Annotated in this window: 11 protein-coding genes; 7 read left to right on the top strand and 4 right to left on the bottom strand. The window is 73.0% G+C overall.

The window, feature by feature from the left end; translation table 11 throughout:
• Positions 1–861 (top strand): non-homologous end joining protein Ku (gene ku, locus ACSMHG_RS19120; protein WP_435748106.1); only part of this gene is annotated, 861 nt, incomplete at its 5' end.
• A 57-nt stretch (positions 862–918) separates the two neighbouring features.
• Here the strand turns inward: ku and ACSMHG_RS19115 are convergent.
• Both ACSMHG_RS19115 and ACSMHG_RS19110 read right to left on the bottom strand, forming a co-directional pair.
• Positions 919–1926, bottom strand: coding sequence for a cytochrome d ubiquinol oxidase subunit II (locus ACSMHG_RS19115; protein WP_435748104.1), 1008 nt, complete (start codon positions 1924–1926; stop codon positions 919–921).
• The gene (locus ACSMHG_RS19110) at positions 1923–3296 is read right to left on the bottom strand and encodes a cytochrome ubiquinol oxidase subunit I (protein ID WP_435748102.1); all 1374 of its coding nucleotides are present in this window, start codon (positions 3294–3296) and stop codon (positions 1923–1925) included. Before ACSMHG_RS19110 ends, ACSMHG_RS19115 begins: the two co-directional genes overlap by 4 nt.
• Before the next feature lie 144 nt (positions 3297–3440).
• Here ACSMHG_RS19110 and ACSMHG_RS19105 point away from each other — a divergent pair, with 144 nt between their 5' ends.
• The 4 genes from ACSMHG_RS19105 to ACSMHG_RS19090 all read left to right on the top strand — a co-directional run bounded on the left by ACSMHG_RS19105 (position 3441) and on the right by ACSMHG_RS19090 (position 7534).
• A complete protein-coding gene (locus tag ACSMHG_RS19105) occupies positions 3441–4070 on the top strand; it encodes a DUF2238 domain-containing protein (protein WP_435748100.1) in 630 nt (209 codons plus the stop codon).
• Positions 4071–4221: 151 nt separating this feature from the next.
• Positions 4222–5469: an AI-2E family transporter gene (locus ACSMHG_RS19100; protein WP_435748098.1), complete on the top strand. Its 1248-nt coding sequence runs from the start codon at positions 4222–4224 to the stop codon at positions 5467–5469.
• 163 nt (positions 5470–5632) lie between these two features.
• Positions 5633–5812, top strand: coding sequence for a hypothetical protein (locus ACSMHG_RS19095; protein WP_435748097.1), 180 nt, complete (start codon positions 5633–5635; stop codon positions 5810–5812).
• A gap of 192 nt (positions 5813–6004) precedes the next feature.
• Positions 6005–7534 (top strand): ATP-binding protein, encoded by a 1530-nt coding sequence (locus ACSMHG_RS19090; protein ID WP_435748095.1) that lies wholly within the window; start codon positions 6005–6007, stop codon positions 7532–7534.
• Between the two features lie 12 nt (positions 7535–7546).
• On the opposite strand, the gene ACSMHG_RS19085 is transcribed toward ACSMHG_RS19090, so the two are convergent.
• Both ACSMHG_RS19085 and ACSMHG_RS19080 read right to left on the bottom strand, forming a co-directional pair.
• Complete coding sequence (locus ACSMHG_RS19085; protein ID WP_435748093.1) at positions 7547–7693, bottom strand: hypothetical protein; 147 nt, start codon at positions 7691–7693, stop codon at positions 7547–7549.
• An 86-nt stretch (positions 7694–7779) separates the two neighbouring features.
• Complete coding sequence (locus ACSMHG_RS19080) at positions 7780–8592, bottom strand: thioesterase family protein (RefSeq protein WP_435748091.1); 813 nt, start codon at positions 8590–8592, stop codon at positions 7780–7782.
• Positions 8593–8634: 42 nt separating this feature from the next.
• On the opposite strand from ACSMHG_RS19080, the gene ACSMHG_RS19075 reads away from it, so the two are divergent.
• The gene (locus ACSMHG_RS19075; protein ID WP_435748089.1) at positions 8635–8976 is read left to right on the top strand and encodes a YidH family protein; all 342 of its coding nucleotides are present in this window, start codon (positions 8635–8637) and stop codon (positions 8974–8976) included.
• A gap of 293 nt (positions 8977–9269) precedes the next feature.
• A partial coding sequence (locus tag ACSMHG_RS19070; RefSeq protein WP_435748087.1) for a hypothetical protein occupies positions 9270–10244 on the top strand: 975 nt, incomplete at its 3' end.

Genomic DNA, 10244 nt, shown 5'->3' with positions numbered 1-10244 from the left:
ACCGGCGAGGAGGTCCCGTACCGCGACATCGCCAAGGGCGCGGAGGTCGACGACGGTGACTACGTAATCCTCACCAAGGAGGAGCTGGAGACGGTCGAACCGGGACGCAGCCGGACCATCGACATCACCGACTTCGTCGAGGCCGCCGAGATCGACCCGATCTACTACCAGCGCTCCTACTACCTCGCGCCGTCCGACGAGGCCGCCGCCAAGCCGTACGCCCTGCTGGTCAAGGCGATGGAGAAGGCCGACCGGATCGGCATCGCGACGTTCGTGATGCGCTCCAAGCAGTACCTCGCCGCGATCCGCCCGCAGGGGGACGTGCTCGTGCTGGAGACGATGCACTTCGCCGACGAGGTACGCGACCCGGCGAAGGAGCTCGACACCCTGCCCTCGGGCACGAAGGTGTCGAAGAAGGACCTCGACATGGCCGTCAGCCTGGTGACCACGCTGACCGCGCCGTGGGACCCGACCAACTACCGCGACACCTACACCGAGCGGGTCGAGCAGCTGATCGAGGCCAAGGAGAAGGACCGGGAGGTCGTCCGGACCGGCACCGCCGAGGAGTCCTCCGAGAAGGTCGTCGACCTGCTCACCGCCCTCCAGGCCTCCGTCGAGCGGGCCCAGCAGCACCGGCCCGGCAACGCCCACCAGGCCGGGAAGCTGGAGACCCGGAAGGCCGACGGCAAGGGCGGCAGCAAGGGCGGCAGCAAGGGCGGCAGCAAGGGCGGCGGGGCCGACCAGCGGACGAAGAAGGAGCTCTACGACCGCGCGCAGGAGCTCGACGTCTCGGGCCGCTCCTCGATGTCCCGCGACGAGCTGGCGCAGGCCGTCGCCGCGGCCGAGCGCCAGGCCTCCTGACCGCGACGCCGGCGAACCCGGGGCGTGCGCCACGCCGTCGACATGGTCCCGTCGCCCTCAGTGGTCGAGCCGGGACCAAGGCTCGGTCTGCGTCAACCGGTAGAGGTAGGCCAGCGCCGGCACCACCAGGACTCCCGCCAGACCGACCGTCACGAGCAGCGCCTGGAGGGTCGCCCTCGCCCCTGCGGCGTCGGCGATCGTCACCTCGTCGACCAGGAGCCACGGGTACTGCCCCACTCCCCAACCCGACACCACCGATGCCACCGCGACCACCGCCGTGACCCGAGCGGCCGCGAACCGCCGGCGGGCCAGGAGCACCAGCGTGGCGACGCCGGCCACCGCGGAGGCCACCACGAGCACCGCCCCCTGTCCGGCGAGCCCGTCGGCGAGCGTGGGCGCGTCACGACGCAGCACGACGAGGGCGCCCAGCACGACCGCCCCGGTGACGGAGCCGACGACCGCGGTCCGCACCCGGAGCCGGTCGGCCAACGCCGGGCGACCGGCACGCGCGGCATCGGCGCACAGGAAGGTGCCGGCCAGGAAGGCGCACGTGCCGACCGCGACCACGCCACCCACGACCGACGTCGGGTTGAGCCACGACGAGATCAGGTCGCCCCGCCCCTCCGCCGGCACCCTGCCCGACGCGATGGCGCCCGCGACGGCACCGAGGAAGAACGGCGTCAGGACCGACGAGGTGGCGAAGAGGACGCCGAACAGACGCGCCTGCCCCAGCGTCCCGGCGTACTTGCGGAAGGCGAAGCTGGCGCCGCGCAGCACGATCCCCAGCAGCGCGAGCAGCAGCGGCAGGATCAGCGTGGACATCGCGGCGGCGAACGACGCGGGGAACGCCGTCCACCACGTGACGAGCACGTAGATGAGCCAGACGTGGTTCGCCTCCCAGACCGGCCCGATGCTGTGGTCCACCAACGTGCGCACCTCCGCGCCGCGACGGCTGCCCCCGGCGGTGAGGTCGAAGAAGCCGGAGCCGAAGTCGGCGCCGCCGAAGACGGCGTACACCACCACGCCGACGAAGAGCGCTGCCGCGACCGCCGTCTCGAGGCTCACCGCGACGTCTCCTGCCGCCCAGGAGCGTAGGGGCTGGGCAGGTCGTGCTCCCCGGCGCGCCAGCGGCGGGCCATCGACCGCAGCACGACCACGGCGCCGATCGTCATGAGGGTGTAGACGACCGTCGTGGCACCGAGCAGCCACCACAGACCCGGGTTGTCGCCCGCGGCCTCGGGTGTGCGCATGACGCCGTAGACGATCCACGGCTGGCGCCCCACCTCGGTGGCGACCCAGCCGGCCTCGACGGCGACGATCGACAGCACCCCCGTGGTGGCGACGAAGCGGAGGAACCAGCGGTGGTCGAGGAGGTCGCGGCCGCGCCAGCGGGCGAGCCAGTACGCCGCCACGGCCAGCGCGAGCAGCGTGCCGATCGCGACCATGACCTGGAAGGCCCAGTGGGTGATGTTGACCGGTGGCACGGTGCTGAACTCCTCGAGCCCTCGCACCGGCTCGGTGAACGAGTTGCGGGCGATGATCGAGCCGAGGTACGGGATGTCCAGCGCCCAGCGGACCTCGCCGTCGACGAGGAACCCGCCCAGACGCAGCGGCGAGGGGCTCTCCGTCTCCGTCGCGAGCTCGAACGCCGCGAGCTTCGCCGGCTGCCACTCGGCCAGCCGACCGCCGAGCAGGTGGCCGACCACCGGCTGCAGCACCGCGGAGACGCTGGCGAAGGCGAAGGCGACGTGGAAGCCCAGCCGGTGCCGCCGGTCCCGCCGCCCCCGCAGCATGCCGACCGCGTAGACGGCGGCGACGGAGAACCCGGCGACCATGTACGCCGCCAGCCACATGTGCGCGAACTGCCAGAACGCCGCGGGGTTGAACAGCACCGCCCACGGCTGCACGTCGACCACCTCGCCGTCGACGAGGTCGAAGCCGACGGGGACGTTCATCCAGGCGTTGACGGCGATCACGCAGTAGGTACCCACGACGCCCGTCACCGCCATCGGCAGCACCATCAGCAGGTGCTGTCTCGGTGGCATCCGGCCCCAGCCGTAGAGGTAGATGCCGAGGAAGATCGCCTCGAGGAAGAAGGCCAGCCCCTCGAACGCGAACGGCAGCCCGAGCACGTCGCCGAAGGTGCCCATCAGGCCGGGCCACAGCAGCCCCATCTCGAAGCTGAGCACCGTGCCGGAGACCGCCCCGATGGCGAACAGCACGGCCGAGACCTTGGCCCAGCGCTGTGCCAGCACGAGGGCGTCGTCGTCCCTGCGGCGCAGCCCGATGAGGTGCATCGTGAAGATGATCGCCGGGAAGGCGACGCCGAAGCAGGCCAGGACGATGTGCCACCCGAGGGAGAGCGCCATCTGCTGGCGGGCCGGGAGCAGGCCGTCGGGCTCGGCGACGGCGAGGAGGGCGTCGGGGAGGAGCACGCTCCCGACGGTAGGGCCGGCTGGCGGCCCACCACGAACCTTGTGAAAATTTTCACGAGACCGTCGCGGCGGCATCCGGGGCGGTCCCCTCCGCTGCTGACGGCGAGTGCGACGATGGCGCGAGCCCCGACGAGCAAGGACCCCGTGACCTACACAGCTGTACTCGAGAACGATGCGCCGGCGCCCGCGCGGGCACTCAACGTGATCGCCAAGGGAGGGCTCATCGTCCTCCTCGCCATCGCCCTGGCATCCCCCGACACCGCCCACCTACGGGACAAGGCGGCGGGCCTGCGGGCCGTCGGCTACCCGATCGCCTCGTTCGCGGTCCCGCTGCTGTGGTGGCGGTACGCCCAGGACCGCACCGGCTTCCCGTGGCTCGCCGACCTGCTCGTCACCCTCACCTGCTTCACCGACATCCTCGGCAACCGGCTCGACCTCTACGACACCATCGCCTGGTTCGACGACTGGATGCACTTCATGAACACCGGGCTGCTCGCGGGAGCGTTCCTCCTGCTCACCCTGGACCGCTCGGCCGGCCGGTCGCGCGCGGTGGAGCGAGCCCTGGCGTTCGGGGCGACGGCCGCGATCGCCTGGGAGCTGGCGGAGTACGTCGCGTTCATCGCCGGCTCCACCGAGCGGAGGTTCGCCTACGCGGACACGCTCGGCGACCTCGCCCTCGGCACGACCGGAGCCGTGGTCGCCGCGGTGGTCGTGCACTCGCTCTGGCGACGACGGGACGCGGACGACAAGGCCCCGTTCCCCCTCCCGGAGTGACCCGTCCTGATCCTCGTCCGGGACGGGCTGCCGGTGGCGAAGAGGCCGGAGACCCCCGGGTCGGAGTGATCCCTGACCCCACGGCCACCACTTCCCGGGGCCGTCCGTCGCTTCTCAGGGGAAATCTTCCCCGGTGGGTACAGGCGGGGCCATGGCACCAGTGACTCCCGAGGCGCAGGCCCCGATGGACGACCCGAGACCTCCAGCCGGCCGGACGGAGCGGCTCGGATCCGGGCTCCGCTGGCTCGGCACCTGGTCCTGGCGCTGGGTCGGCGTCGGGGGGGGGGCCGCGCTCCTCGCCAGGCTGGTCGGCGTGCTCTGGGTCGTCGTCTTCCCGGCGTTCCTCGCCGTGATCGTGGCCTCGGTCCTGGCGCCCGTGCAGGATCTCCTCGTCCGCCGCGCCCGCTTCCCGCGCACCCTCGCCGCCACCGTGGTGCTGGTGGGGGCCCTGGGCCTGATCGTGGGCGCGGTCCTGGCGATCGCGCCCTCTGTCTCCGGGCAGTGGAACCAGCTGGTCTCCGACGCCAGTGACGGGATCGACGAGGTCCGGAGCTGGGCCGAGTCGCGCGGCCTGATCTCGCAGGAGCAGGTCGACGACGCGGTCAGCCAGGCCCGGGACCGGCTGCAGGAGAGCGCAGGCTCCATCGCCAGCGGCCTCCTGGTCGGCGTCAACGCCGTCTCCTCGGGGCTGGTGACCCTGGCGATCACCCTGGTGCTGACCTTCCTCTACCTCAAGGACGGCCACCGGTTCGGCGCCTGGGCCGCACGGACCGTCGGCCCCGAGGTCGGCCCGCACCTCCACGAGGTGCTCAGCCGGATCTGGCACACGCTCGGCGGCTTCGTCCGGACGCAGGCCATCGTCAGTTTCGTCGACGCCGTCCTCATCGGCATCGCGCTCGCCGTGATCGGCGTACCCCTCGCCGTCCCGCTGGCGGTGCTGACCTTCCTCGGCGGGTTCGTCCCGATCATCGGCGCCTTCGTCGTCGGCGGCCTCGCCGTGCTGGTCGCGCTCGTCTCCGTCGGCGTCCAGGGCGCACTGCTCGTCCTCGCGGCGATCATCGTGGTGCAGCAGATCGAGGGCAACCTGCTCCAGCCCTGGCTGCAGTCGCGCGCCATGCAGCTGCACGCCGGCGTGGTCATCCTCGCGGTGACGCTCGGCTCCACCCTGTTCGGCATCGCCGGCGCGTTCCTCGCGGTCCCGGTCGCCGCGATGCTGGCGGTGGTCCTGCGCTACCTCTCCGGCCTCGCGGACCCGGCGGGTGCCGTCGCAGCGCCCGCGGAGATCGGCTCCGACGCCGCGGACGAGAGTGCCGACGCTGGAGGTGTCGACGACGACGGTGAGCACCGGGACCCCGATGACCAGCCGACGCCGCAGGACGAGGGCGCCGCGCGACCGTGACGCACCGCTCCCCGACCCGCGGCATGCCCGGGCGCCCGCACGGGTACGGAGCGGATGCACGCTACAAGGGAGGACCCACCATGATCGGATTCATCGTCGCAGGGCTCGTCATCGGAGCCCTCGCCCGCCTCATCAAGCCGGCAAGCAGCACCTCAGCATCTGGATGACGCTCCTCCTCGGACTGGTCGGGTCGGTGATCGGCGGCACCATCGCGTGGCTCCTCGGCACCGGCGACATCTGGGAGCTCAACATCCTCGGCTTCGTCCTCGCCGTCGTCGCAGCTGTCGCGCTCATCGGAGTCGCGGAGGGCATGAGCGGAAAGGGCAGCCGCAGCCACGCCTGACCGCGACACCGCACGTCCCACGACCGAGAGCCCGATCGAGCGCCCCGCGCGCGGTCGGGCTCTCGCTCTGCCTGCTCGCCCACCGCGCACCTGCGCGGGTTCTCCACAGGTCGCGGCCGATCTGGCGCACCGCCCCCGCCGAGTCCGCCGATCGTCCACCCTGGTCCCCGCCGACACCGCAGAGGAAGGGTGATGTCTCCCAGCAACCCGTCCCCCGCCCGTGAGGGCCACGGTGCTGTGGCCGCTTCCGAGACTGCCCCTCCCGCCGTCGCTCCGCTCCCGAGCACCTTCGCCCGCGCGCCGCTGCGCGAGCGCGTCTACCTGGTCCTGACCGCGGTGGTCGCGGTCGTGCTGGCCCTGTGGCTGGCGGAGGACGACGTCTCGGTGGACCGGGGCGCGCTGGCCACGGCAGGCGTCCTGCTGGCGGTCTCCGTCCTCAACGTCGAGCTCAGCCGCGCCCTCTCCGGAGGGCTCGAGCACAGCCAGCAGCCCCACAAGGCCCTGTCGGCGTGGGCGTTCGCCGGCGGGTTGATGCTGCCGACGCCGTGGCTGCTGGTCATCGTCCCGCTCACCTACGCACACGCCCGCTGGCGCGGTATCCGTGTGCCGCTGTGGAAGTGGGTCGGCTCCGGGTTCTTCCTGGTGCTCGCCGGCACGGTCGCGGCGGCCGTCAAGCAGGCGACCGTCGGAGCCGACGCGAACTGGATGGCGGGCGACGGCGGCGAGGGCGTGGTGGTGATCCTGGCCGCTGCAGCCGCATTCCTCGTCGTGGAGACGGCGCTCTTCGCCGGCTCCGCCCTGCTGAACTGGGCCCACGACGAGGTCTGGCTGCGGCATACCCTCAGGAGCCGGGCGTTCTACGCCACCGAGGCAGGGGTCCTGCTGGTGGGTGGCCTGCTCGCCGCCGTCTGGACCGGCGGGCCCTGGTTCGTGCTGCTGTTCCTGCCGATCTACGCCCTGGCCCAGCGGGCGGTCCTGCACGAGCCGCTCCGCGAGAAGGCCGGGCTCGCCGCCGAGGTGGCCCGCAAGAACGAGAAGCTCGAGGCCGCCAACCAGTTCAAGATCGACGTCATGGGCATGCTGGTCCACGAGATCGGGAACCCGCTGGCGTCGGTCCAGGGCTACGCGGAGGTCGGCGGCGAGTCGCTGCGGAAGGGCGACACCGCGCACGCACTCGCGGCGTTCGAGGTCGTGGACCGCAATGCCCGGCAGATCTCCGGCGTGGTGCAGGAGGTGGGCTCGCTCGTCGGCAGCGGCTCCGCGGCGTTCAGCGCCACGCCCGAGCCGTGCCGCCTCCTCCCGCACCTCCACGCGGCAGCCGCCGCGCAGCCGCCGGGCTCCCAGCCGGAGGCCGACTGCCCCGGCGACCTGATCGCGCTCGTCCAACCCGGTCACCTCGACCAGGTCCTGGCCAACCTGCTCAGCAACGCCACCAAGTACGCCGGCGGCGCGACGACCGTCGCGGCACGGCCGCGCGGAGCCGACGGCGTCGAGGTGTCGGTCGTCGACGCCGGGACCGGCGTGCCCGAGCAGTTCCGCACCGAGCTCTTCCGCCGGTTCAGCCGTGGTCCCGCCACGGCCGGCGACGTCGTCGGCACGGGCATCGGGCTCTTCATCAGCCGCGAACTGGCCCGCGCCAACGGCGGCGACCTCACCTACCGCGACGCCCCCGACGGCGGCGCCTGCTTCGTCCTCACGCTGCGGCGGACGACGCCCGCCTGAGGGTCGGACCGGTCAGGCGACGTGGACCTCGCCGGCGACCGCCCCCACGCGGGTCGGGCCGACCGGCTGCTCGGCCCCGCAGTGGACGCAGCCGTTCAGCTCGGGGGCGTCGTAGAACGGCTGCCACTCGTGCCGGCATGTCTCGACGGTGACGGTCATGCTCGGAGTGTCGGCGGTGCCGGCCGACCCGTGAGCACTTTTGCCGGAGGATGGTCCGAAGGTGCCATCCGGGCATGGCCCAGGCGCTACCGCGGCTGGCGGGCCAGCTGACGGCTCTGGGCGACGAGTCGACCGGCGGAGTCCCAGACCTCGCAGTCCTCCTCGAACATCCCACCGGCCATGTTCCGGGTCGCGTGCCGGACCTTCAGCCAGCCCGGCGCGGGCACGGCGCGCACGTGCGCGCTCAGCTCGAGGGTGGGTGCCCACCCGGGCATGCCGAGGTCGAAGGTCACCGGCGGCAGGGCGTCGACCGCGAGGAGCAGGGCGATCGGGTCGGGCTCCCGGCCGTCGGCGAACCGGAACCACGCGCTGATGACGCCCGTGCGCCCCGGCTCGCCCACCGCCCAGCCGACGTGGTCAGGGTGGAACCTCATGTCGAAGCGCTCCATGAGGGGAGCCACCGCGCGCACCTCCTCGGGCGCCATCGACGACGGCACACACTCCTCCACCGGCGGCAGGTGCGGCTCCTCGGCGGTCGTGCGGACATCGTCCGGGAGCGCCGAGAGATCGCCGTACGTCGCCAACGCGGTGATCCGCGACTGGTCGCCCTGCCGGAGGTCGGCGGCCACCGTCGCGATGCTGCCGCCGTCACGGCGCACGTCGACCACCACCTCCGCAGGGCCGGCGGTCGAAGCGGAGAGGTAGTAGGCGCTCACGGCCAGGGGGTCGGGCTTCGACGGCAGCTCGGCGCGGACCGCCTGGCCGATGACGGCGAGGAGGTAGCCACCGTTGATGCCGCCGCCGACGTGCCAGCCCGGCGCGAGCTCCGCGGCGTAGCGGCCCGCTCCCGAGGGGGTCACAGCGGTCTGGCGGTCGAACTCGTGCTGGCCGGAGTGCATGGCGGGAAGGTATCGGGCCCGCCGTGCGCGAGGATGGTCGGCATGGGCGTCTACGACGTGGGGTCGGAGCCCGACCCGCGGTTCACGCTGGCCAACGAGCGGACCTTCCTCGCGTGGGTCCGCACGTCCCTGGCCGTGCTCGCCGGCGCGGTCGCCCTCCACTCCCTCGGCGTGCCTGAGCCTCCCTGGCTGCGCCGCGCCCTGGTCGTCGCGCTGCTCGTCCTCGGCGGCGGCACCACCGCGCTCGCCTACCGTCGATGGGCGCTGGTCGAGCGGGCGCTGCGGACCGGCAGGCCGCTGCCACGCTTCGGCCTCGGCGCCGTCGTCACGGGCGCGGTCCTGGTCGCCGCGACCCTGCTCGCGGTGACCGTCGCCCTCGGGTGACGTCCGCTCCGCGGTGCGTGGTCTCGACAGGCTCGACCACCGGGGGGACGGCTCGACCACCGGGGGGACGGCTCGACCACCGGGGGGACGGCTCGACCACCGGGGGGACGGCTCGACCACCGGGGGGACGGCTCGACCACCGGGGGGACGGCTCGACCACCGGGGAGTCGGTTCCTCAAGATCGGCGGGGCTGGGAGCCGATGTAGTCCAAGATTCGCTCAACCGAGCCCGGCGTCGGCGGCACACCGCCACCATGGGCTCGTCCCCCTACGGGGGGCTCCAAGGGAGGCAGCATGGTCGCGAGCGCGGCACCCGACCACTCGGTCGCCTGGCGGACGACCGTGCCGACGGCCCTCCTCGCGCTCACGGTCACGGCCGTGGCCGGCCACCTGCTCGGCCTGCCCGACGCCGCGTACGACGCGGCGTACCTCGTCGTCATCACGGGAGCGACCGTCGTCGCCGCCATGGGCGCGCGCCGTGCCCGCCCTGGCGCGGCGCTGGTTCCGCTCCTCATCGCCCTCGGGCTCGGCGCCAACGTCCTCGCCGACGTGGTGTGGTTCCTCCACACCTGGTCCGGCGACGAACCCGACGTCTCCCTCGCGGACCCGCTGTACTTCCTCAGCTACGCCGGCCTGGGTGCCGCGCTGCTCGTCGTCCTCGCCCGCGGCCGCGCCCGCGGCCGGCGCGTCGACGTCGATGCGGTGCTCGACGCGTGCACCATCGTCGTGATCAGCGTCCTGGTGCTCTGGGAGGCTTCGGTCGCCGGAATCATCGCCGACGGCTCCGTGGGCCCCCTCACCCGCGCTGTCTGGGCGGCGTACCCCGTCTGCGACGCCGTCCTGCTCGGGCTCGTCATCCGCGTGCTCGCCACCCGACGAGCCCGGCACGCGATCGGCCGGAGCTTCGCCGTCGGCGTCGCGTGCTGGCTCGGCTCGGACCTGGCGTACCTGCTGTTCAGCGTCTCCGGCAGCGTCAACGACTGGATGGACCTGGGGTGGATGGCTGGCGCGGTGCTCATGGCGCGCTCGGCCTGGCCGCGCCGACGTCCGGCCGTCGAACCGGACGTCAGCACCGACTGGGCCGGCACCAGGATGGCGATCGCCATCCTGCCGATGCTGGCCCCGATCGGCGTCCACGTGGTCGAGGAGCTGCTCGGCCGGGACAGCAACGCCCTGGTCGCGGGAGCGGCCGCCGTGCTGCTCGCCGGGCTGGCCGTCGTCCGCACGACGCGGCAGGTGCGGTGGGAGGCCCAGGCGCGCCTCGACGCG

The sequence above is a fragment of the Nocardioides ureilyticus genome, from assembly GCF_051280745.1.
GTDB lineage: Bacteria > Actinomycetota > Actinomycetes > Propionibacteriales > Nocardioidaceae > Nocardioides.
Note: the sequence above shows the minus strand (reverse complement) of the source record. Positions and strands in the feature narration are given on the sequence as shown.